Origin of the sequence: Bradyrhizobium valentinum (assembly GCF_001440405.1) — a bacterium.
Taxonomy (GTDB): domain Bacteria; phylum Pseudomonadota; class Alphaproteobacteria; order Rhizobiales; family Xanthobacteraceae; genus Bradyrhizobium; species Bradyrhizobium valentinum.
This window is the reverse complement of record NZ_LLXX01000006.1, coordinates 1-21,610: the sequence shown is the minus strand read 5'-3', so window position 1 is coordinate 21,610 and position 21,610 is coordinate 1. Positions and strand designations below refer to the sequence as shown.

At 62.2% G+C, this 21,610-nt stretch carries 28 protein-coding genes and 1 pseudogene; 5 read left to right on the top strand and 24 right to left on the bottom strand.

Going from position 1 to position 21,610, the window contains the following annotated elements; genetic code table 11:
* Positions 1-157: 157 nt before the first annotated feature.
* On the top strand, positions 158-469 hold the full coding sequence (locus CP49_RS00880; protein ID WP_057848436.1) for a DUF1272 domain-containing protein: 312 nt from the start codon (positions 158-160) through the stop codon (positions 467-469).
* 102 nt (positions 470-571) lie between these two features.
* Here CP49_RS00880 and fahA read toward each other — a convergent pair whose 3' ends face one another.
* A complete protein-coding gene (gene fahA / locus CP49_RS00875) occupies positions 572-1,843 on the bottom strand; it encodes a fumarylacetoacetase (protein ID WP_057848411.1) in 1,272 nt (423 codons plus the stop codon).
* Positions 1,844-2,134: 291 nt separating this feature from the next.
* On the opposite strand from fahA, the gene CP49_RS00870 reads away from it, so the two are divergent.
* Positions 2,135-2,389 (top strand): hypothetical protein, encoded by a 255-nt coding sequence (locus CP49_RS00870; RefSeq protein WP_057848410.1) that lies wholly within the window; start codon positions 2,135-2,137, stop codon positions 2,387-2,389.
* A 144-nt stretch (positions 2,390-2,533) separates the two neighbouring features.
* Here CP49_RS00870 and CP49_RS00865 read toward each other — a convergent pair whose 3' ends face one another.
* Complete coding sequence (locus CP49_RS00865; protein ID WP_057848409.1) at positions 2,534-3,118, bottom strand: AbiV family abortive infection protein; 585 nt, start codon at positions 3,116-3,118, stop codon at positions 2,534-2,536.
* Between the two features lie 12 nt (positions 3,119-3,130).
* Positions 3,131-3,871 (bottom strand): hypothetical protein, encoded by a 741-nt coding sequence (locus CP49_RS00860; RefSeq protein ID WP_057848408.1) that lies wholly within the window; start codon positions 3,869-3,871, stop codon positions 3,131-3,133.
* Between the two features lie 114 nt (positions 3,872-3,985).
* Here CP49_RS00860 and CP49_RS00855 point away from each other — a divergent pair, with 114 nt between their 5' ends.
* Positions 3,986-4,255 (top strand): hypothetical protein, encoded by a 270-nt coding sequence (locus CP49_RS00855; protein ID WP_057848407.1) that lies wholly within the window; start codon positions 3,986-3,988, stop codon positions 4,253-4,255.
* A gap of 553 nt (positions 4,256-4,808) precedes the next feature.
* Here CP49_RS00855 and CP49_RS00850 read toward each other — a convergent pair.
* The 18 genes from CP49_RS00850 to CP49_RS00760 form a co-directional block, all read right to left on the bottom strand.
* Positions 4,809-4,997 carry a hypothetical protein gene (locus CP49_RS00850; RefSeq protein ID WP_156437926.1) on the bottom strand — a complete coding sequence of 63 codons (189 nt, stop codon included), beginning with the start codon at positions 4,995-4,997 and terminating at the stop codon, positions 4,809-4,811.
* Positions 4,998-5,070: 73 nt separating this feature from the next.
* Entirely contained in the window at positions 5,071-5,436 is a 366-nt protein-coding gene (locus CP49_RS00845; protein WP_057848405.1) for a hypothetical protein, read from the bottom strand.
* Positions 5,414-5,869 (bottom strand): hypothetical protein, encoded by a 456-nt coding sequence (locus CP49_RS00840; RefSeq protein WP_057848404.1) that lies wholly within the window; start codon positions 5,867-5,869, stop codon positions 5,414-5,416. The genes CP49_RS00845 and CP49_RS00840 overlap by 23 nt, the downstream gene beginning before the upstream one ends.
* A gap of 520 nt (positions 5,870-6,389) precedes the next feature.
* Positions 6,390-6,569, bottom strand: coding sequence for a hypothetical protein (locus CP49_RS00830; protein ID WP_057848402.1), 180 nt, complete (start codon positions 6,567-6,569; stop codon positions 6,390-6,392).
* Positions 6,562-7,131 (bottom strand): hypothetical protein, encoded by a 570-nt coding sequence (locus CP49_RS00825; RefSeq protein WP_156437924.1) that lies wholly within the window; start codon positions 7,129-7,131, stop codon positions 6,562-6,564. The genes CP49_RS00830 and CP49_RS00825 overlap by 8 nt, the downstream gene beginning before the upstream one ends.
* Positions 7,080-8,090: a hypothetical protein gene (locus CP49_RS00820; RefSeq protein ID WP_057848400.1), complete on the bottom strand. Its 1,011-nt coding sequence runs from the start codon at positions 8,088-8,090 to the stop codon at positions 7,080-7,082. Before CP49_RS00820 ends, CP49_RS00825 begins: the two co-directional genes overlap by 52 nt.
* Positions 8,091-8,202: 112 nt before the next feature.
* Complete coding sequence (locus CP49_RS00815) at positions 8,203-8,454, bottom strand: hypothetical protein (RefSeq protein ID WP_057848399.1); 252 nt, start codon at positions 8,452-8,454, stop codon at positions 8,203-8,205.
* A 2-nt stretch (positions 8,455-8,456) separates the two neighbouring features.
* Entirely contained in the window at positions 8,457-8,738 is a 282-nt protein-coding gene (locus CP49_RS00810; protein WP_057848398.1) for a hypothetical protein, read from the bottom strand.
* A gap of 54 nt (positions 8,739-8,792) precedes the next feature.
* Positions 8,793-9,089 (bottom strand): hypothetical protein, encoded by a 297-nt coding sequence (locus CP49_RS00805; RefSeq protein ID WP_057848397.1) that lies wholly within the window; start codon positions 9,087-9,089, stop codon positions 8,793-8,795.
* A complete protein-coding gene (locus CP49_RS00800; protein WP_057848396.1) occupies positions 9,086-9,943 on the bottom strand; it encodes a hypothetical protein in 858 nt (285 codons plus the stop codon). The genes CP49_RS00805 and CP49_RS00800 overlap by 4 nt, the downstream gene beginning before the upstream one ends.
* Positions 9,940-10,785 carry a helix-turn-helix domain-containing protein gene (locus CP49_RS00795; RefSeq protein WP_057848395.1) on the bottom strand — a complete coding sequence of 282 codons (846 nt, stop codon included), beginning with the start codon at positions 10,783-10,785 and terminating at the stop codon, positions 9,940-9,942. The genes CP49_RS00800 and CP49_RS00795 overlap by 4 nt, the downstream gene beginning before the upstream one ends.
* A 140-nt stretch (positions 10,786-10,925) precedes the next feature.
* Positions 10,926-11,174, bottom strand: coding sequence for a hypothetical protein (locus CP49_RS00790; protein ID WP_057848394.1), 249 nt, complete (start codon positions 11,172-11,174; stop codon positions 10,926-10,928).
* A 110-nt stretch (positions 11,175-11,284) separates the two neighbouring features.
* Positions 11,285-11,713, bottom strand: coding sequence for a hypothetical protein (locus CP49_RS00785; RefSeq protein ID WP_057848393.1), 429 nt, complete (start codon positions 11,711-11,713; stop codon positions 11,285-11,287).
* Between the two features lie 70 nt (positions 11,714-11,783).
* Positions 11,784-12,983 (bottom strand): site-specific integrase, encoded by a 1,200-nt coding sequence (locus CP49_RS00780; RefSeq protein ID WP_063791605.1) that lies wholly within the window; start codon positions 12,981-12,983, stop codon positions 11,784-11,786.
* A gap of 297 nt (positions 12,984-13,280) precedes the next feature.
* Positions 13,281-14,627, bottom strand: a complete 1,347-nt coding sequence (hmgA, locus tag CP49_RS00775) for a homogentisate 1,2-dioxygenase (RefSeq protein ID WP_057848435.1) — start codon at positions 14,625-14,627, stop codon at positions 13,281-13,283.
* Between the two features lie 2 nt (positions 14,628-14,629).
* The gene (locus CP49_RS00770) at positions 14,630-15,586 is read right to left on the bottom strand and encodes an MBL fold metallo-hydrolase (RefSeq protein ID WP_057848391.1); all 957 of its coding nucleotides are present in this window, start codon (positions 15,584-15,586) and stop codon (positions 14,630-14,632) included.
* Positions 15,587-15,618: 32 nt separating this feature from the next.
* Positions 15,619-15,846, bottom strand: a complete 228-nt coding sequence (locus tag CP49_RS00765; RefSeq protein WP_057848390.1) for a DUF2783 domain-containing protein — start codon at positions 15,844-15,846, stop codon at positions 15,619-15,621.
* A 21-nt stretch (positions 15,847-15,867) separates the two neighbouring features.
* A complete protein-coding gene (locus tag CP49_RS00760; RefSeq protein WP_057848389.1) occupies positions 15,868-17,481 on the bottom strand; it encodes an FAD-dependent oxidoreductase in 1,614 nt (537 codons plus the stop codon).
* 193 nt (positions 17,482-17,674) lie between these two features.
* Between CP49_RS00760 and CP49_RS00755 the strand changes: the two genes are divergently transcribed.
* Complete coding sequence (locus tag CP49_RS00755) at positions 17,675-18,190, top strand: MarR family winged helix-turn-helix transcriptional regulator (RefSeq protein ID WP_057848388.1); 516 nt, start codon at positions 17,675-17,677, stop codon at positions 18,188-18,190.
* Between the two features lie 5 nt (positions 18,191-18,195).
* Here the strand turns inward: CP49_RS00755 and CP49_RS00750 are convergent, their stop codons facing one another.
* From CP49_RS00750 to CP49_RS00740, 3 genes and pseudogenes are all read right to left on the bottom strand, one after another.
* A complete protein-coding gene (locus CP49_RS00750; RefSeq protein WP_057848387.1) occupies positions 18,196-18,540 on the bottom strand; it encodes a RidA family protein in 345 nt (114 codons plus the stop codon).
* Positions 18,541-18,552: 12 nt separating this feature from the next.
* Positions 18,553-19,391 (bottom strand): annotated as a pseudogene (locus tag CP49_RS00745) (NAD(P)-dependent oxidoreductase).
* 54 nt (positions 19,392-19,445) lie between these two features.
* The gene (locus tag CP49_RS00740; protein WP_057848386.1) at positions 19,446-20,252 is read right to left on the bottom strand and encodes an N-acyl homoserine lactonase family protein; all 807 of its coding nucleotides are present in this window, start codon (positions 20,250-20,252) and stop codon (positions 19,446-19,448) included.
* A 504-nt stretch (positions 20,253-20,756) separates the two neighbouring features.
* Between CP49_RS00740 and CP49_RS00735 the strand changes: the two genes are divergently transcribed.
* Positions 20,757-21,610 (top strand): caspase family protein (locus tag CP49_RS00735; RefSeq protein ID WP_197422988.1); only part of this gene is annotated, 854 nt, incomplete at its 3' end.

Genomic DNA, 21,610 nt, shown 5'->3' with positions numbered 1-21,610 from the left:
ACGGGTCGCGCGAACGCGCGCCCGATGACAGGCTCCGCGGCGTCTCGAAGGATGAAGCCCCATCATTCGCCGCATGGCCCAATTCGAGGGAAATTTGTCATTCGCGTTCTCCGGCCGATTTGCGATGATCCCCCGAGATTCACACCGCGAGATCACAATGGCGCTGCAACTCCGGCCGAACTGCGAATATTGCGACAAGGACCTGCCGCCGAATGCGACGGACGCGCGGATCTGTTCCTACGAGTGCACGTTCTGCGCTGATTGCGTGGACAACAAGCTGCATAATGTCTGCCCGAACTGCGGCGGCGGGTTTGAACGACGGCCGATCCGGCCTGCGATCGAGCGACGGCCGGGCGTGTGCGTCGTCAAGCACCCGCCGTCGGACAAGCGGGTGCATTTGAAGTACAGCGTGGAAGATGTCGCGGCGCATTCAGCACGGTGGCGAGATATTCCGCCGCAGGAGCGCTGAGCGTGACTGGCGTCATTCCGGGGCGATGCGAAGCATCGAACCCGGAATCTCGAGATTCCGGGTCTGGTGCTAGCGCACCATCCCGGAATGACGGGGAGAGAGTTACTCCGCCGCCAGAATCGTCCCCTCGACCTCGCCAAAGCCGACGCGGTAGCCGTCGCCCTGGCACCAGCCTCGCATCACAAGCGAATCGCCGTCTTCCAGGAACGAGCGCTTGACGCCCTCCGCCAGTTCAACCGGCTCGGTGCCGTTCCAGCTAATCTCCAGAAGACTGCCGCGCTGGTCCTTCTCCGGGCCGGAGATGGTGCCGCTGCCTAAGAGATCGCCGACATTCATGGCGCAGCCGGATGAAGCATGGTGCACGAGCTGCTGCACCGACGACCAGTACATATATTTGAAGTTGGTGCGGCTGATATTTTTCGGCGCGTTCATCTGCGCGGCGCGCAGGTCCACCTCGAGCGCCATGTCGTAATTGTTCGGCTGCGCCTGCTGCAGATAGGGCAGCGGCTTTGGATCTTGCTCAGGCCCATGAAGGCGGAACGGCTCCAGCGCCTCGCGCGTCACCACCCACGGGCTGATCGACGTCGCGAACACTTTTGCCTGGAACGGCCCGAGCGGCACATATTCCCATTGCTGGATGTCGCGCGCGCTCCAGTCGTTCAGGATCACAAAACCGAAGATCATTTCTTCGGCCTGCTTTTCGGTGAGCATTTCGCCCATCACGGATGGCTGGCCGACCACCACGCCCATTTCGAGCTCGAAATCGAGCCGCTTGCACGGCCCGAAGCTCGGCACATCGGCGCTCGGCGGCTTCAACTGTCCGCGCGGCCGCCTAACCTTCGTGCCGCTGACCACGACGGTCGAGGCACGGCCGTTGTAGCCGATCGGCATGTGCAGCCAGTTCGGCTGCAAGGCATTGTCCTTGCCGCGGAACATCACGCCGACATTGGTAGCGTGCTCCTTGGACGAATAGAAATCGGTGTAGCCGGAGACGGCGAACGGCAGATGCAGCCTCACGTCGGCCATCGGCACCAGCGCGCGCTTGCGCAAGCGCTCGTTGTCGCGCAGCTCGGAATTATCGTGCCGCAGAAGCTCGCTGATCCGCGCCCGCGTGTTCGACCAGACTTTTGGCCCGAGCGCCATGAACGGATTGAGCTGAGGCGCGGCAAACACCGCGGGCTCGACGACGTCGAACCGGCAATCCTGCGCGAGCTGCCAGAGATCGAGCACGTAATCGCCGATCGCAACACCAACGCGCGGGGCGAGCCCGTCCTTGGCGGAGAACACGCCATAGGGGAGATTCTGGATCGGAAAATGGGAATCGGGCGCGACGTCGATGAAGGAGCGGAGCTTGGGGTCGTTGGGATGGGGCATGCTTGGGGCTCGTCCTTTCTTCCTTCTCCCCTTGTGGGAAGATGTAGCTCTATGTAACCGATTGATGGAGCGGAAGAAATCCAAAAAGTTGTACCTGAAGTGTCCTCTGCCGCGTTTTTCGCGGCATTAAGTCCGTCCTGAAAATAAATCGGCTGGTATGCCACACCGGCCTACGCAACAGGGTGTATCACCACATAGTCCCATATAGGGCCGCGTGAGGGCGGCATCGCCGCCGCTGCTTGGGATCTTCTGCAGCGGCTTCCGTCACTGCTGTTGTGTGCGAGGTCCCTCATGGCCAAGCGCGATTCCTTCGACGTCATTGCGCGCGTCTACGCCGTCCTGCAGCGCATCATCGACGACAATCCCGACACCGATTGGTCGCTCATCAAGGCTGAGTTCTGGCGCACCGTCGAGAACGACCGTCCCGATTTGCTGCGCGCCATGTTCCGCGAAATGTTCGAGCCGGTGCTCGCGGACTGGCACAAGGATCATTTTGACGAGGCGGAGCGCCCTGCCAAAAACAAGCCGGTCAACTGGGTCCACTAGCGGGCGCGGGGTTTAGGCGCTGACGGCCAGCGACTGACTTGCTAAAAGCCAGTAGCCCGTCGCTGGTCGCGTCCGACGACGTCGGCCCGGTACCCTCCAAGGTCGGGTTGGTGTCGGAGACTGGCGGCGGGCGCGAAAGCAATCTCACCCGGAATTGAGCCGGTCGCTCACCGAAACGCCGAGCACGGTCGATTCGTAGAACGCTCGGCCTGCGGCGCGATTGAAGGGACTTGCCAGCGCTGCTTGTGCGTCGCTGGCAATCTTGAGAATGCCGCCGAGTTGCATCTCGGCGAATTCGTCCTCGACGGCGGTGATCTGGTCGTCGTCCTGATACAGAGCATTCTGCTTCCGGCGGTCCAGATGACCTTCGCGGATCAGCACAAGTAGCTGGCCTTCGTCGCTGTCGTTGAACGTCTTGGTCACGGCGTCGAAGTCGATTGTCTTCCAATTGACACCGTCAGGAAACATCCGCGCTAGGAACGCGCCATTTAGCAGCGTCGCCACCGCCGCTTGCTTCTGGATATGCGCTGAATGCCTTTCCTTGGATCTGGCGAGCGGCCGCTCCGCCTCCCAGCTCTTGAGCAACACCTTGCCGATCTCTTCGACGCCGAGCAGCGCCAGTGCGAACGCGCTCGCGTAGCGCCGATGATCGACCAGCAGGCGCGCGTCGTCGAGCAGGCGCGTTGCGTTACCGAGGATCAGGCTAAGCTGCTTTTTGTTGTCTACCATGGCGCGGGTCAATTATTGCGGCCTCGCGGGTGCGTCCCTGCGACGTTTAAAAAAATCAGCCGTGCCATTGAAGCTGACATTAAGTTCACCCCACTGTTCGTCGTCGGGATTGTCGTATTGCGAAACCCGATAGTTATCCCACAACGTCTTCGTCAATGCGGATTGTATGCTAAGCCGCGCGCTCTGATAATCGGACTGGTCGGCGACGCCTGTAGTGACGTGGAACGCGACCGCGTGAAGAAAGTCACTCAACTCATCAAACCCCAAAAAGCGCGCGCCAAAGTCGATCTCTAGACTCGTGTACACTTCAGGATTCGCGGTGGTGTAGCCATGACCGGGGGAGATTTCGAGCCGTCCAACGCGGGTCTGATTGTAGTAGATCGAAAAAGAACGTCCGAACGATGGTCCGTCGTCGTGTCGGACGTTCAGGCTGAGAGTTTCGTCGGGCAAATCCTGCAGTCGAAATCGACTCGCGTTGTATTCGTCCGCAAACCACCAGTTCGCTACGTCGGCAAACTTCCGGAAATCATCAAAGAACTGGCGGTGAACATCGTCTGCCATGAACGACCATTGGCTTTTGGCGAAGTTTGGCGGATCATGCTTGGGTTTGACGGGTTCGCCGCGCCAAAGCGCATCAGCCGCCTTCTTGTTTAGCTGGGGACCTCGGCTGGATTTGCTCGCAACCTTGCGCCACAGCGAAACCGTGGCGAGGGCGTTCAGTGCCACGATGATAATCAGGACTTCGTAGGTCATTGCCGCCCCCAAGATTTGGCATTGGGTATTTGGGGGCGTGCCGCAGTCACTTGGCAACCGATGAGCGGGGTTATCCCCGTGTTTCCGCCCTGCGCTCTCTGCTACAGTCGCCCGATGACGCCTCACGATCAGCAGCGCCTCGCCGATGTCGTCACGTCCTTCATCGAGGGCTGCGGCCTCTATCCGCCGCTGTACGTCATCGCCATCGGCAGCAACGGCGCGGTCTCGGTCTCGCTGCACACAAGGCGCGAGGTGAAACAGGTTTGCGGCCACCAGCCGGGCCGGATGGATGCGCCGATCACGGTGACGGTGGTGCAGGCGGAGGACGGGCGCGGCTCGTCGGCGAGAATCGAATTCGTGACGACGAAGCCGACGATGCAGTGAGTGTTCTCGTCCGGCCATGGTGGGCTTCGTCCTGTTAGATTCCGTCTTGCTGACACTAGCAAGACGGCTGACAGGAGCCCGATTCGTCCTGTTAATTTCCGTCTTTCTCATCTGAGAAAGACGACTGACAGGAGCGGGCTTCGTCCTGTTGGATACCGGTTTCCTCACTTGAGGAAACCGGTTGACAGGAGCGACCGCCGCCGTCCTGCCAGCTCGCGTCTTACTCACCTGAGTAAGACGGCTGACAGGAGCGACTTCGTCCTGTCAACTTTCGGTTTCGCAGCGCTGCGAGACCGGCTGGCAGGAGCGACTTCGTCCTGTCGGATCGCGCCTTGCTAACGTTAGCAAACCGGCTGACAGGAGCGACGCGGTTAAGCCGCCAGCGCCACCAGCAGCGCGACGGCGGCGAGGAAAGCCAGCGCTTCGATGTCGGACATCAGCCACATCATTGTTCTCGTCTAGAACAATGAACGTCGATCACGGGTGGCGACCAATATTCTCATTGGGAAGGTTCGCCACGGTGATATTCCGAACCGGAATATCACTTTCGTCGTCAGCCCCATTTGCCGCCGACGTGATGCGTGCGCGGCATCAAAAACTTGCGCTGCAGCTTCGAACAGGTGCGACCGATCACGCCCGCGCCGACGACCTCGTATTTGCCCAGCTCGGCAATCACGTCGCGCAAAAATTCGGAGCGCTGGCGCGGGTGCAGCGGTCGCGCGGCGTCGATCACGGCGGCCATTTCGGAATCGGAGAGCGAGATCATGTTTGATGCTCCGCGTTCCTTCAAGATTACATTGTCATCTTGCTGGAACTCACTTCACCGCCTGCCGCTGCTCGGCCTCGGCAATCGCCTGCAGCGGATGCGGCTCGAACCGCGACAAACCTAACTGCAACATCTTTCTCAGGATCTCGCCCGACTCGCGGCGGCCGGATGAGCCGTAGGGTTCGAGCAAAACGGTTTCGAGGTGGTTGGCGATGGTGTTGCTCGTCGGCGGCAGTTGCCAAGGCGCGAGATGCAGGTTTTTTTCCTGACAAATGACGGCACGTGATTGCGCAACACTCGCCCAGTCCCGCTCACCGAGCCACCTGTCGATGCGTTTGCGCTCGACTGGATCTCGGCGGGCTTCATCGAAGGCGCGCTGCAGGGCGTCGCGATCAGTTTCGGTCAGCGTCGTCATCGGCGTGCCTCGATTCGAAAGCGAAAGCACCATAAGGCACCGGCTCGTGCGCCTCGTTCGATTTGGTCGGCACGCGGCCTGCCGGGTTGATGTTGAGACGCCTCGCCGTTGTCGTCACGATGCGGGCATGGGCCAGCATGATAGCCAGCCACGGCGACGGCTTGCCATCGACGATAGGGGCGGCCTGCAGCTCACCGTAGGCAATGCGCTCGCCGACGACGTGGCGGGCATGCAGGCTGATGGTCGCAATGTCGGCGGGCAAAAAATGCGACGGCGGGGAGCCCATCACAACCGCGATGAATTCGGCTTTTTCCAGCGCGTTCAAATCCGCGGGCGGCCGGATCAGCGACCGGGTCGAACCGTTGCTGGCGAAACCTATCGCGGCGGCGGCTTGGCGGGGCATCGGGTTTCTCTCAACCTCGATCACGATCACTACATCTGAGGTTGTGTTTGGGTGGCAGAAGGTGGAACCGGGCTCCGGAGCGTTTATAGCATGAAATTCTCTTCCCGGCGGCTGGAAAGTTCCGTCGGCCGAGACGCCTACTACATGTTGTTGCAAGTTTCGAGCGCCGCCGCGCGGGAATATGCTGCCGCCCGAATTATCGCGACCTCCCCCCCGGCCCCGGAGGCTTGTTGCCGGGCCTGCCAGCCCCGCCGATGCGTTTCCCCGCGCTTTTGACACTCTGGGCCATCTTGCCGAAACCAACGCGCCACGCGGCTTCCCTGAGGCTCGCCTTCTGGAGCCCGTAACCCTTTGGTTTGATGAGCCTATTCCGGTTGGGTTTGAACGCCATAAAGACCAACATTATCAAGGGGTTAGGGAAGTGAGACATAGGACCGAATGCTGACACAAGAGGCAGGAACTCAGGAGAAGATTCTTCTCTATATGGCTGTATGAGGCTTGATGTGGCTTCATGCGGCTTTACAGGACTAGATACCTATACAACCAGCAGTTAATCGTCGTGACCGAACCACAGCGCGCGCAATTTCTCGCGCTCGCTTTCCGTCAGCTCGGCGAACAGCGCGGCCACCTCGTCGCAGGCGGCTTTCAGATCGGCGATGGTGGCGTATCGCATGATCGTCAGCGCTTCGGCGCTGAGCGGGAGATCAGATTTCTGAACGCGCTCACGCACGGCGGCGCTCCAGAAACTGCGGCACCTCGACGACGTCGCCTCGCTCGGCGGCCTTCTCGATGGTTAGATCGGCGCGCAGTCCACCGACTTGCTCGACGATCTCGGCGCGCAGTTGCTTGCGAATCTCGCCGAACGCATCCCCGATAGCGTCCCGTCGCACGTCATCGCGCCAAGCGCGGGCTTCGAATGCGGCAGCGATGCCAGCGGCAACGCGGCCATCGACGAACACTTGCAACTGATACTTTGCCAGCGCCTCGCGCACCTCGTGCTCGCGATCTTCGACCGTCTGCACCGGCCACACGCCCGCACGCACCATGCCGCGACGCCACTTCACGAGCGGATCGTCGGGGTAATCGTCGCCATCGTAGTCGGCGCGACGTTCGACGAGGACCGGCGGCGCACGGCGTGGCTCGGTGAGTTCGCGCAGCCTGCGTTCGCCGAGCGCTCCCGGATTCTCCAGCGCTTCGCGGGCTTCTTCGAAAATTGCTCGGGCTCGATCATCCATCACGTTCACCATGCTGCGTTCTCGATCCACGCCACCGCACCCGGTGCCGCGCTCCACGAAAGTCGCGCGACGCAACGCAGAGCGAAACTGTCCGTCTGAAGCATGCTGATGACCGGCGCGGCGATGGTTGCCGGTGCGCCCGGCAGTGCGATCTGTTCGGCCGGATCAGCGAGATGCAGCGTGCCGTGTTTGCTGACGTCCACCACCGGCACGCCGCTGCCCGCGATTGCCAAACCATCAACCGCTACGGCGACGATCATACCCGGCGCGATGTTGGCGCTGATCACGCGATGATTGAAATGCGGACCAGCGGCGAGCTTGATCGCCATCGCCTGTTCAGCCGCCGCAACGAAGACGACCGACTCGGCATCGATGCCAGCCGCCGAGATCGCGCCAGCCAGTGCGCTCAGATCATCCGACATCGACGCGCCTGCAGCAATCGGCGTCACTCCGAACAGTAAACCGGGCGGCGCGAGATCGGTCGCGGCATCGGCGCTGAACAACACTTTCGCCAGTCCGTTGCCGACAGCAACCTTGAGCACATGCTCGATGATGGTCGAGGCAACGCTCGCCGTTGCGGTCTCAAGTTCGTTGGTCAGCGCCGCGATCAGCGCCACCTTGCGCACAGGACCGAGCGGCATGCCTTCGAACGTGCCTTGCCCCACCGGAATCGGAAAACCTTCCTCGACAAACTTCGCTTCGGTGAACATGGACGCCAGCGGAAAACTGAACGAGCTTGCGCCGCTGAGATCGACCTTGACCGCCAGCTCAAACAATTTCGCGGCGGCGCTGGTCGGTGCCAGCAGCATCAGCTTCGCCACGGTGCCGCCGGGATAGTCGGCGGCTTTCATCGGCTCGACCGCACCGCGCAGCTCCAGTCGAATTTCCTCCGGGCTGGTCTTTCGAATCCGCGACAGCACGGTGACGGTCGCGTTGTTGACGAACGAGCGACGCCATTCGCGCGCAGTGGCATCGCGGTCGGGTCGAAGCGGGATCGGGCGGGGTGCTGTGCTCATGCCGGGACGATGGCACGGTTTCCGGGCGGCTGATGAAGTAGGGTCACGGATTATTTTCGGGCGGACTTTTTAGTGCCAACACTAAAAACTTTTTGCCGTTGACGGCAAATACTCACCGCTTCGCCTCCGCCGCTTCGGTCAACCCGCGCGCGATGGCCTCGCCGATCTTGCGCGCATCGTCGGCGTCGGCTTCGTCGAGCCAGTGAACGACGTGAACCAGATAATTCAGCATCAGCTCACCGACCTTCACGGGTGCGACGACCACATGATTTTGCTTGTTCGCCCGATAGCGTTGCTGCGCCAGCCGCCGTCGCTCGCGCTTGTCGTTGCGCTGGCGGCGGCGGGCTGGCGGGCGGGTGAGCATCGCTATAGCGCCGCTTCCGTCGTGAGTTGTGCATCGTAATGCAACTGGCAAACGGCTTTCGCTTGTTCGAGCGTGTCAACGTCATCAAACCACTTCTTTCTGCCGATGCCGCCACGGACCGCCTTGGCGCGATAGTGGACACTGAACTTCGCATCGTTCATCCGGCGAATGTGATAGTCGCCGCCGATACGGCGCGTTGCGGTGGCCATCCACATGTGGCCGAAAGAACTTTCGCCGTGATCACTCCAAACCAGTTGCTTAGTTCTTTCGAAAGTGTCGGTCATGGGTCTTCTCCATCAGTGTCACGCCGTGTTGCCGACGATCCGGCCCGGCGCGGTTTACTTCGCTCTCGTTTTCTTCGTCGGCTTGGGTTTGATCTGAACGCGGGTCTGAATTTGCTGCTTCAAAAACGGTCGCAAAAACATCAGGCCCAACTCGGCTTTCATCAGTTCGACATCGATTCTCTCGACCGTGATCTCGACGACCTGAGCATCGAACTCATCGCCGCTGCGGTTCTCGGCGTCGGCTAAAATCTCGGCGCGCAATTTCGCCTCGGTCTCGCGGAGCGCCTTGATTTGCGCGCGACAATCACTGAGCGCATCGACCACATGACGATTTTCGGCGCGGTTGTTCATTCGTCGTCCTTCTGCCCGTAACGCAGGGCAACCTCGGCCCGCGCCAGTTCATTCTCGCATTCGAGGACTCGATGTTCGCGCTCGGTGTATTCCTCCTCCCGCTCTCGCAGGATGGTGCGCGCCTCGCGGCACCAATCTTCGGCATCGCTGAGCGCGCGTCGCGCCTGCTCCAGCTTGCGCCGCGCATATTCGACGGCGCGCATCTTCTCGGCTTGTTGGTGTTTCTTCGCGGCCTGCTGCGCTTCCAGCTCCGTCGCCTCGATGCTCTCCATCAGGCTGCGCGATTCATCGGCGAGACGAAAGATCGCCCACTGCCGTTCTTCCCACGCCTGCAAGTGCCTGCGCAGCACCGGCATCAGATCGGAAATGTCCGGGACGTAGGGCTTGGCCTGCCTGACCTCGCGGCAGGCGGTGGTGAGCGCGATCAGGCTGAGACCTTCGACGGCGCGGAGATCCTCCATCATCATCGTGGTGTAGCATTCCGGATTCGGCGGTCGGCCGGTTGGCTTGGAATCGATCAGCAGCGCGATCTGCTCGGCGATCACGCTCTGGCGCAGATCGCCGAACTCGCGGTCGTTGTCCTCGTAGGCGCTCTCCGGATCGAACTTGTCCAGCCCCTCACGACAGCGCGCGAGCCGTTCCTCGTCGTATGTGCTGATCGTCGCCGCGCGCCTGCAGGCGGCGAGATCGACCTTCCTGCCGTCGCTCAGCGCGCTGATCAGGCGCTCCATTTTGTCGTACTGCCGGACGATCCCGTCGGCATCGTCGATCAGCCGGTCGAGCGCGCGAAAAAACGGAAGCGGTTTGAGCAGGACGACTTCGCTGGATTTCGGCGGCGCGGGAAGTTTGTTCACGACCGATCTCCGTACTTGCGGAGAAGGATTTCGCCCGCCGTCGGCTCGCGGCTTTTGCGCGTCCGCTTTTGCTCCGGCGGTGGCTTTCGCCAGTTGTCGTTGCTGAGCCAGTTCGCCAGTTGATGGATGTGCCGCCGATCATCGGCTTTGGCGGCGAGATACCGCTGAGCGCGGGTCATGATCTCGTCGCGGGTGGCGGCGTCGCGGCAGACGATGGCGTAGACGCGCCATGCCTCGGCTTCGTGTTGACCGGTGTTATGCAAACGAGCCGACGACCAGAGCGACCACAGCACTTCAAAACCTTCCGGCGCGCCGCCGTTAGGCGCGAGCGCGCCGGGGGAATCAGCGAGCGAACGCGAGCGTCGCTCTCTCTCCCCTGCGGCGGACGTGGCAGCGTCCGCCGCCTTGTCTCTTCGCTTGTCGCTTATTGTCTGCCACCTGTTGTCAGGGTTGGAGGCGGTTTCTGTCAGGGTTGAATTACCAGCCCTGTCAGGGTTGGCGTCATCGAACCCTGTCGGAGTTGTGTCAGGGTTCAACCCTGTCGGAGCTGTGTCAGGGTTGAGCAGCGTGTACTGATTCCGCTGTCGTCCGCCGGTCCGCTGCAACGCGATCCAGCCGCTATGCTCAAGCAGCGAGACCAGCCGATAGACCGTCCGCTCCGACACATGGCTCGCGGTGGCGATCCCGGCGAAGCTCGGATCGCAGCGCCCGGTCTTGACGTTGAGATGCAGCCCGATGGCAACGGCGACGCACACGGCCACACGCGGCAGATCGGAAGCGAGGACGGCTCGCATCCATTCGTCGCGCTCTAGGAACGTGCTGGGTTGGCTGGCTTTCGTCATCGTCCCGATCTCCGCTCTTGTGAGCATCGCGACCGGGGCGTATATGCGGGGGTGTGATGATGGATGCCCCTGCCGGTTGCGCCCGGTCGGAAAACAGTTGAAGCCGCGACGTTGTCCCCATCGTCGCGGCTTCTTTCATGTCATGCGGCATCAACCTTCACGCTGTCGGCCTTACCCTCGCTCAGCCATTCGTCTTCAGCCTCGACGGTGATGATGATGCGGTCGAGCACATGCTTTTCGCGCGGACCGAGTCCGAGTCTTTTCAGCTTGTCGTAGAGGCCCGGCGAGATGCCGTGCCGCGCGCAGAACTCCGGTTTCGACCACGACCGGCGCGGGATGCCAGCCTTCGCCAGTGCTTCGGCGTTATCCGCTTTCGACTTGTTCGGCATGCGTTGCGCTCCTCCCTTTCATCATCGAGTGATGAGGAGGAGCATGGAGCCGCGTGGCCAAATCGCGAGTGTTCATTTGTCCATGGACAAAATGGACAAAATGGACAGGACTAGCGGATGGAGAGAGATTCCTTGCGAAGATCGTCGATGACCCGAAAGACCGTGGTCCGCGAGACCTCGTGCCCGTCGTACAGTGGGCCATAGATCGCGTTGACTCGCGCCACGATCTCCTTGTGCGAGAGGTCTGCTGGCGGTTGGCCGTTCAGCCAGAGCTTGCGCAGGATCGGTCTGACGCGGCGTTGCTGCCAGCCCGGTTTTTTCTTCTTGGGTTTGGATTTGGGTTTGGCCTTCGACCCGGTGGTGGCCTTCTCCGCCCATAGCGGCGGAATCTGATTGTCGCGGATGGCGATGTAGCGGTCGATGGCCGCGCGACCCTTGTCGAGCTTGGCGCGTTGCTCCGGAGTCTCGCGGGCCACCGTCATCTTCTTGATGACGTCGCGCTGCTCGGGCGTATAAACGTCGTCAGCCTTCTTGCCCATGGGTGCGATCCATTGGCTTGCAGGGTGAGATCGGGCCGGGGCGTTGAGAGCGCCCACGGCCCGGTCGCAATTATCGCGCCAGCTTCACCACGTTGTCCAGAACAGGCGCGGCGGCGTCGGCGAGCAGTCCGCCGCGCGCGTCGTCGGAGGCGTTGTTGAGATAGCGCGCATAGGTGCGCTCGATCTCGGCGACGGAAGTATCGTGGTTGAAGGCGATGATGCGCAGCGGCGTGTTGCTGCGGATCTGGCGGATGATCGACGAATGCCGCAGCGTGTACGGCGTCAAACTCAGATCGAGTCCGAGCCGCTCCAGCACGACGCGGAAGCGCAGCGCCATATTCCAGATCCGGTCGAACAGCGGACGACCCGGCCCGCGCGCAATGGCGCGCGCGCGCAGCATCTGCGCCAGCTTCGGCGTGATCGGCAGCGCGCGCTGTTCGGGGTCGCGGTCGCGGCCCTTGGCCGAACACCACATCATCAGGCGCGGCCCGTCGGCATCGGCGTCGAGCAGATCGTCGGGCCACAGCTTCAGAGCTTGCGATTCGCGAACGCCGGTCCCGGCCAGCACCTCGATCAGCGCGCCGAAATCGGAATCCTCGACGAGGCATTCGCGCGTGACGGCGAGAATGGTGGCGTCCGGCAAATAGTAATTATCGCGCGGCGGCGCGTTGCTGCCCTTCGCCTTCAGCGGCTTCAGGCCGTTCTTCCATGCGCTCGTGTTGACGATGCGCTTGTCGCGCGCCGCGGCCAGCGCCAGCGCGGCCTTGAACGACTTGCCGGTGCGGTTGGCGGAGGACAGCTTGAGTCCCTTGGCGATCAGCCCGTTGCGCCAGTCCTTCAGCTCGACCTCGGTCAACAGCGCCACGACCTTGGTCAGCAGCGCGGGAGAACAGTGGTTGCGAACGCTGGTCGCGTTGTACTTGGCACCGCCGCGCGCCGCGAGATCGGTTTCGAAGGCGTCGAGGGCTTCGGCGACGGTCACCAGCTTGTCAGAGTCGGCTTCGGTGCCGCGCGCCAGTTTGCGGGCGCGGTTCTGCGCGTCGAAGAAGTTCAGCACGCTGTCGCCGTTGGCGGTCTCGCGGTCGTCGGCGAGCGCGAACTTCTTCAGCCACAGCGGCGTCTTCACGCTCCAGACGCCAGCGCCCTTGTTGCGGCGGTAGGCCAAATGGATTCCGGGCGCGAGCTGCACGGTGTAAGGTTTGCGTCGAACATCGAGTCGGGCGCGGGCGGTCGGGGTCTCAAGGCCGGATGATCGAATCGGGCGAGCCATGGTCGGATGGTCCTTGTGTCTGCGAAGTGTCCTTTGGACAGGGTGTCCCTCTATGAGACCCAGTAAGGATATATGAGGCAGATGCAAGCAATATCAAGCAGTTGCCGACTCAGGCAAGGTAGCGTGTCCCTCAATGGGGCGCAAGTTTTCCCCTTGTGGGAGAAGGTGGCGAAATCGACCGGAGGGAGGTTGCGCCGGATGAGGGGTTCTTTCCGCGGATACAGACCCCTCACCCGTCTCAATCGCGCGCGACGCGCGATTGATCCACCCTCTCCCAAGGGGAGAGGGGAAGAAACATCACGGCTTGTTCGGATCGAACCGCTTCTCAAGTCCCTTCCAGCAATCGGCGTAATCATCCTGCAGGGCCGCGGTAGTCGCGGCATGCTTGGTGACCCGCTGCGGAAAGCGCGTTTCGAACATGAAGGCCATGGTGCCGGTCAGCTTCACCGGCTTCAACTCGCTATTGCTGGCATGATCGAAGGCCTCGCGGTCCGGGCCGTGCGGCAGCATCATGTTGTGCAGCGAGATGCCGCCGGGGACGAAGCCTTGCGGCTTGGCGTCGTAGACGCCGTAGATCAGCCCCATGAACTCCGACATGATATTCATGTGATACCAGGGCGGACGGAAGGTATTTTCAGCGACCGCCCACCGCTCCGGGAAGATGACGAAATCGATATTCGCGGTGCCCGCCGTTTCCGACGGCGAAGTCAGCACCGTGAAGATCGAGGGATCGGGATGGTCGAACCCGATGGCGCCGACGGGCGAGAAGGTGCGCAGATCGTATTTGTACGGCGCATAATTGCCGTGCCACGCCACCACATCGATCGGCGAATGCGGCAGCGTGGTCTTGAACAGCGAGCCGCCCCATTTCACGTAGAGCTCGGTCGGCGTGTCCTTGTCCTCATAGCTGGCCACGGGGGTAAGGAAGTCGCGCGAATTGGCGAGGCAATTGGCGCCGATCGGCCCGCGCTCCGGCAGCGTGAACGCGCCGCCATAGTTCTCGCAGAGATAGCCGCGCGCGGGACCTGACGGAATTTCGGCGCGGAATTTAACGCCGCGCGGGATCACCGCGATCTCGCCCGGCTCGATATCAATGCGGCCGAACTCGGTGACGAGGCGCAGATTGCCCTGCTGAGCCACGAACATCATCTCGCCGTCGGCATTGTAGAAATGCTGATCGACCATCGATTTCGTAATGAGATAGACATGCGCGGCCATACCTGCTTGCGTGTTGGCGTCGCCCGCCGTCGTCATGGTCTGCACGCCCTGCAGGAAGGTCATGTCCTCCTTCGGAATCGGCGCCGGATCCCAGCGGAGCTGCGCGATCGGCAGATCGTATTCGTAGCATGGCGCCGTGCGCCACAGCCCGGCATCGACCTTGGCAAAGCGGCCCGAATGCTTCACCGACGGGCGGATGCGATAGAGCCAGGAGCGCTCATTGGCGCCGCGCGGCGCCGTGAAGGGCGAGCCGGAAAGCTGCTCGGCATAGAGCCCGTAGGCGCAGCGTTGCGGCGAGTTGCGCCCCATCGGCAGCGCGCCAGGCAGCGCCTCGGTCTCAAAACTGTTGCCGAAGCCGGACATGTAGCCCGGCGTGACCTGTGCGGTGCTCCGAACAATCTGATCAGGCGAGGTATTGATATTCATGGTCATCCTCCTCCTTGCAGGGCGGCCCACATTTCCTGGTCGCGCTTGTCGGTCCAGATCACGGGATCGTCGATCCCGGATGCTTCGTCGAACGCGCGCGAGACGTTGAACGGCAGGCAGTGCTCGTAGATCGCAAAGCTGGAAAACTTGGGGTCCATCACCTCGCGCGTCGCAGCCATGGTTTCCTTCAGCGTGCGGCCCTTGGCGACCGAGCTTTCCGCCGCGCCATAGAGCGAGGTGACGAAATCACGCGTCATCGCGATCGCATCGCGTCCGGTCGAAAGACCCTTCAGCGCATCGCCGCGGCCCGGCGCGATCGCCTTGGGATTGAATGCGCGGATTTCATTCAGCGTGGCCGGCCATTCGCGCAAATGCGCGTCGCCGCAATAGCAGGCCGAGTGATATTCGATCAGGTCGCCGGAGAACATGACTTCGGCATCCGGCACCCAGGCAACGATGTCGCCGGATGTATGCCCCGCACCGAGCTGCATCAGCCGCACCTCGCGTTTTCCCAGGTAGATCGACATCTCGCCTTCGAAGGTCAGCGTCGGCCAGGTCAGGCCGGGAATGCTCTCGGCATCCTGAAACAGGCGCGGGAAGCGGCCGTACTCCGAATCCCAATCCTGCTGGCCGCGCTCCTCGATCAGCCGGTGGGTTTCGGCCGACGCCACGATACCCTGCGCCTTGTAGGCGGAAGCGCCCAGCACGCGCACAGCGTGGTAATGCGACAGCACGACATATTTGATCGGCTTGTCGGTGACGGTGCGAACGCGCTCGATCACCTTGTTCGCCATCGCCGGCGTCGCCTGCGCGTCGAACACCAGGCAGCCGTCATCACCGACGATGATCGCCGAGTTCGGATCGCCCTCAGCGGTGAACGCGTAGAGGTCGGTGCCGATTTCGGAGAAGGTGATCTTCTTCTCCGCCAGATCCGTGGTGGACGCGAAACCTTTGGCCATCAATCGATTCCTGACTTCGTTCGAGACGTGAATTATTGCTGCTGTTGTTGCTGTTGCTGGCTCGCGTCGAGCATCCGCCGCTTGGCGAGTGCAATCGCCTCATTCAGCACATCGAGGTCGCCGATATGGTTGGCGAGCACGAGAACCAGCGCCGCGTCGAGATCGGCGCTCTGCTCATCGCTTAAGCCGCGATGCGCCTCGACGATGGCGCGAAACGCGTCGTCGGGCTTGGCAAAGTTCGAAGCGGTCGATAGCGCCATGAAAAACCTCAGTTCAAAACCTCAGTTGATGCCGGCAGCACGCGCCAGCGCGGCGGCGAGCCCCTCGCGGGTCGGGTGCCGGAACCGCGCCGCGACATAGCCATCGGGCCGCAACAGATAGGCCGTGCCGGGTTCGGCATCGTACCGCGTGACGGCAAGCCCTGCGGCATCGGCAAAGGCGCCCTCACCGCCAATCCGGATCGCCCCCACCCCTTCGGGCACCTCCACGGCCGCACCATTGCCAAACGCCAGCAATGTGAACCGCGTTCCCGCACGGATGAAGGCTTCGGTAAGGAACATCGGTTCGCCGCCTTGCGCGCCAACCGGCGCGTCCGCCATCGATGCACCGGGCCGCGGACCGCCACGCCACTGGTCGCCATCCGCGGTCGAGAGCGGCGTCTGGTAGATCGAGGGCGTCGAGAGACGTCCCGCATTCACCATGCGCTTGCCGAATTCGGTTTCCTTGGCGAGCGACAGCACCGCCTTGCGCAGCCGCGCCTCCTGGTGGGAGTTCGGCGCCATGAAGTCGGTCGAGCGGGTGGACTCGCGGATGTTCTCGTCGGCCGCGGCGCTGCGTTCGATGTGGTAGCTCTCAAGCAGCGCCTCAGGCGACGTTCCCCGCAGCACGCGGTCGAGCTTCCACGACAGATTCTCGGCATCCTCTAGCCCGGAATTGGCGCCGCGCGCGCCGAATGGCGAGACCTGGTGCGCAGCATCGCCCGCAAAGATCACCCGGCCATGGATGAACTTGTTCATCCGTCGGCACTGGAATTTGTATAGCGAGATCCATTCGAAATCGAACTTGTCGTGCCCGAGCATGCGGGCGATACGCGGCCGCACGTTCTCCGGCAGCTTCTCGACGGCGGGATCGGCAAAACGGTTGAGCTGCAGGTCGATCCGCCAGATGTCGTCGGGCTGTTTGTGTAAGAGAGCGGAGCGCCCGGCATGGAATGGCGGATCGAACCAGAACCAGCGCTCGGTCGGAAACGCCGCGGTCATCTTGACGTCAGCGATCAGGAACTGGTCCTCGAATACCTGGCCAGCGAATTCCGCGCCGACCATCTGGCGCAAGGAGGATCGGGCGCCGTCACAGGCGACGACATATTGCGCTGCCAACCGATAGGGACCATCCGGCGTCTGGATCGTCAACGCCACATGGTCGTTGTGCGGCTCAAGGCCCGTTACCTTGTTGCGCCAGCGCAGGTCGATCGCCGGAAGCTCTTCGACCCGATCGACCAGATAGGCCTCCGCATAGAATTGCTGCAGGTTGATGAAGGCCGGCCGCTTGTGGCCCTCCTCCGGAAGCAGGTTGAACTGGTAGAGCTGCTGTTCGCCGTGAAAGATCTTGCCGACGCTCCACACCACGCCCTTGTCGACCATGCGCTGGCCGATGCCGAGCCGGTCCCAGAATTCGAGCGAACGTTTGGAGAAACAGATGGCCCGCGAGCCCTCGCCGATCCGGTCGGCGTCATCGAGCAACACCACGGATTGGCCGCGCTGCGCCAGATCGATCGCCAGCGACAGCCCTATGGGCCCCGCGCCGACCACGACGATCGCATGTTCGGCCACGTTTGTGCCCGCCCGATCCTGATCGGGGTGGCGATGATAGCCGAACTGGGTTTTAGTCGGCGCCATGCGGGCTCAACCCTCTGACTAGATCCTTATAGGTTCTGATTGGATCAGAACCGAAATCCACTCGCTCGAAAACGCTAGCTAGTGGCCTGCGACCCTGCTAAATTAGTCTCACTTGCAACTATCTTAAACCCCCGGCCGGGTCCGGCGTCAACTCAAATCGAGGCGATTCTTGCCAAAAGCGATTTCAGGCGAAATGGCTGCCGTTCCGCGGGAAGAGAGTGCGCCGAAAAAAGCTGCGCGGCTCGACCTCTTCAAATTCGTGCCGTTTCGACTCAACCGGCTGGCCGCGGAAGTCAGTTCCGCGCTCTCGGTCGAGTATGCGGCCCGGTACGGGCTCGACATTCCGGAATGGCGCGTGCTGGCGACGCTCGGCTTCCGCCACGACGCCTGCAGCGCACAATATATCGCCCACTGCACCCGCACCCACAAATCCACCATCAGCCGCGCGGTCACGTCGTTGCTGAAGCAGCAGATCATCGAGCGCGTCGAGAACGAGGACGACCGCCGCGAATTCCGCCTGCGCCTGACGCGCAAGGGCGCAGCGCTCTACGAGGAATTGATTCCGCGCCTGCTACGCAAGGAGCAGGAAATACTGTCATGCCTCTCCGCGCAGGAGCGGCGCGATTTCGCGCGGCTCTTGGGCAAGATCGAGGAGGGCCTCGAACTGGTGCAGACCAGCGAAGAGGCCGATGCGAAGGAAGCTTACTGACCGGCTCACTTCACTGCCGTCACCACAATCTCCACGATGTGCGGCGGTTCGAGATCGACGCCGATGCAGGCGCGCATAGGCGGGTTTTTGGTATCGACCCATTCGTCCCAGGCGCGGTTCATCTCGCCCTTGCGCTTGATGTCGGTGATATAGACGATCGCCGAGAGGATCTTGCTCTTGTCCGTGCCGCACAGCGCGAGGCTTTCGTCGATGCGGGCGAGCGCTTTTGCGCTTTGCTCATACATCGATGGACTGACCGGATCGGGCGCGACCGCCACCGTGAAAACCAGATCGTCGTGAGCGACCGCGCGGCTGCGGGTGGGTGTGAGCCCGGCAAAGCGAGTAATCATGCGAATCTCCGGTTAGCGGCCACCAATATGCCTGGCGATGACAGGAAAATAACTAGCCCCCGAGCCGGCATCGATCGCTTCCTGCAATACCTTAGCCACCAGCTCCGCGCCGCGAATTCTGATGCCCGCTTCGGCCGCCAACTCCAGTGCATAGGACAAATCCTTCAGCGCATATTCGGTGGAGAACGCGCGCTCCGGGAAATTGCCCGGTACGATCGCCTTCATGCCGTGATTGCGCAGCGCAAAGCTGTCGGCCGAGCCCTTTGAAAGCGTATCGAGCAACAGCTTCGGATCGACCCCATTATGCCTGGCGACCGCAACCGCCTCGGCGAGCGCGTTGACGGTTTCGAACAGCACCATGTTGTTGAGAATCTTCGTCACCTGCCCTGCGCCGACATCGCCGCAATGGGTGACGTCAGTCGCAAAGCAGCGGATCAATGGCTCGATATCGGCGTAAAGCGCTGATGTTGCGCCAACCATCACGCTGAGCGTGCCGTCCTGCGCTGCCTGTCGCGTGCGCGCGATCGGCGCATCGGCCCAGGCTGCGCCCTTTGCCTGCAACTGCTTCGCAAAATCGCGGGTCTGGCTGACTGAAGAGGTGCCGAGATCGACGACGACCTGCCCGCTCGGATGTTCTTGAGAATGCCGTCGCCTTCGAACACCGCGCGAACATGCTTGGCGCTCGGCAGGCACAGGAACAGCAAATCGCTTTGCGTGATGACATCCGCAACGGAGGCCGCGATCTCGGCGCCGTCGGCCTGCAACCGCGCCAACGGCTCCGGCGACAGATCAAGGGCAAGGACGCGCTTGCCGCTCTTCTTCAGGAGATTGCGGCAGATCGGCTCGCCCATCACGCCGAGGCCGATGAAGCCGACAGTCTTGTAGTCCTGCATTGTTTCTTGAGCCTATCTTGCGAAAGACCGTGACGGCGCAAGGTGCAGCGCGAACGCATCGACCTTGTCGCTGGCGCGAGGATAGATCTCGCTCACAATCGGATCGTGGCCAGGGATGAAACGGTCGGGGTGACCGGCCAGCCGCTCGACGATTTCCCAGCCCTGCGCCATGTCGCCGACATTGTAGACGATCGGAAACGGACTGCGCTTGTGCAGATTGGCGTAGTAATGCGAAGCGTCCGACGCCAGCACCACCGGCCCGCGCGCTGTTTCCACCCGCACCACCTGTAGACCGTCCGAATGGCCGCCGACCCGATGCACCGTCACGCCGGGCGCGATCTCGCCGTCGCCGGAATGGAAGGTGACGCGCTCGCCATAGACATGGCGCACCATCGTGGTGACGTGCTCGACTGAAAACGGATGCCGCAGCATGCCGTTGCACATGCAGCGACCGGTCGCATAGCTCATTTCGCGGTCCTGCAGATGAAACCGCGCGTTCGGGAAGCGATCGAGATTGCCGGCGTGGTCATAGTGCAAATGGGTGACGATCACGTCGCGGATCGTGTCGGCGGCGACGCCAAAATCCGCCAGCGCATCGACCGGATTGAGCGTGAGCTTGCGCGAACGCGCCTTCGCCTCTTCGGCATTGAAGCCGGTATCGACCAGGATGTCGCGGCCGCCCCCTCGGATCAGCCAGACGAAATAATCCAGGTCCTGCGCCGTGGTCTCGTGCGGATCGGGGATCAGAAAATTCAAATGGGGGGTGCGCGGAGACATCGTGGCGTAGCGCAGCGCGTAGATTTCGTAGGCATTTCCCATCGGTGTCACTTTTTTCTTGGACGTTTGGATTGGCCGATCCCGGCAGCAAGCCATTGTCATCCGCAAAGGTCAAACCCGGAAGGCGAATGGCTGCCGCGTGACAGTGCGGGACGCTATGTGAGAGGGATCACATTGCCGCCGCGAACGTGGCGGCTCAACATTTGCGGGCAGCAGCGATTGAGCCGACAGGCTGCGGGGCTTTCGCGGGGTATCACGGCCAGGACACGAAGCCGGGCATCTGCGCGAAAGGGTGTTGGCCTGATTGGGAACCGTTTGCACCGGCCAAACCGCACGCTGTGGTTCTGTCGCAACGGACGCTTTTATTCCTCTCATCCGCCCCGACCCTGTCGCGGTTAATTGCCGCAATTAATGACGACATCGCAAGCAGTTGACGGGCTGCGGACCCGGTTTGATAATGCCGATAGCGTAGAGTAAGGTCGCCGCGGCGCGAGCTGGCATCGGCGCTATTTGGGCTGGACTGCCGTGATCTGGACTGCCGTCATTATGAAAATCCGCGTTGCGTTACTCCTCACATTGTTTTTTTCGGTCGCGTCGGTAGCCCCGTCTTTCGCCGCCGGCGAACGCTATGCGCTGGTGATCGGCAACGCGAAATATCCGGACGCCGAGGCGCCGCTGAAGGAGCCGATCAACGATGCACGCGACATCGCCGACGAGCTCAAGCGCGACGGCTTCAATGTCGATATCGGCGAGAACCTGACCGGCGAGCAGATGCGCCGCGCCTTCGAACGCCTCTACGGCAAGATCAAGCCGGGGTCGGTCGCGCTGATCTTCTTCTCGGGCTTTGGCGTGCAGTCGAGCCGCCAGAGCTACATGATCCCGGTCGATGCGCAGATCTGGACTGAGGCCGACGTTCGCCGTGACGGTTTCAGCCTCGAGACCGTGCTGGGGGAGATCAACACCCGCGGCGCCGGCGTCAAGATCGCGCTGATCGACGCCAGCAGGCGCAATCCGTTCGAGCGCCGCTTCCGCAGCTTTTCCGCCGGCCTTGCGCCGGTGATCGCGCCGAATGGCACGCTGGTGATGTATTCGGCCGCACTCTCGTCCGTCGTTCCCGACAACGGCAGCGACCGCAGCCTGTTCGTGCGCGAATTGCTGAAGGAAATCCGCACCCCCGACCTGATGGCAGAGGAAACCCTGAACCGGACCCGCGTCGGCGTCACCCGCGCCTCGCGCCAGGAGCAGGTACCGTGGATTTCCTCGTCACTGGCCGAGGATTTCTCCTTCATACCCAGCGGCGCCGGCCCGCGACCGGCGAGCCCGCCACCTCCGGTGGTCGCGGCGCCGGCCCCAGCTCCTTCACCTACTCCTGCACCTGCGCCGGCTGCGCCCCAGGTGGC